The organism is Variovorax sp. 01N429, from assembly GCF_056399425.1.
This window is the reverse complement of sequence record NZ_JBFTRG010000257.1, coordinates 1-358: the sequence shown is the minus strand read 5'-3', so window position 1 is coordinate 358 and position 358 is coordinate 1. Positions and strand designations below refer to the sequence as shown.

The window sequence follows — 358 nt, the reverse complement described above, 5'->3', positions numbered from 1 at the left end:
CCCCCTACCCTGATCGGGAACCCGGTCGTCGCCGGGCGTGCCGCCCGGTCGCGGAACGTGTTGCGTACCCCTTGCCGCGGCCGGGCAGTCCGGCCCGCCGGACGGGAGAACCGCCCGGAAGAGCCGCAGGGGAGCATGTGCATGCGACGGATCGGACGCACGGATCTGTCGCGCGTCGCGCGCCCGGGCCCTTTCCTCGCCAACATTCTCGTCGTCACCGCCGTCGGCAATCTCGCGCTGTTCGGCGCGGTCGCCGGCGAACTGGCGTCCGGCCGGACACCGGTGCCGTACACCGAAGCCGACCTGTGGATCCTGCTCTGCCTCGTGCTGCTCGACGGCCTGCACACCGGCATCACCC

1 protein-coding gene is annotated in these 358 nt (G+C 72.3%); it reads left to right on the top strand.

The genetic code is table 11. The features are described from left to right. Positions 1-141: 141 nt before the first annotated feature. Positions 142-358, top strand: a 217-nt coding sequence (locus AC1DSF_RS31510; RefSeq protein WP_478184233.1) for a hypothetical protein, incomplete at its 3' end; no start/stop codon positions are given.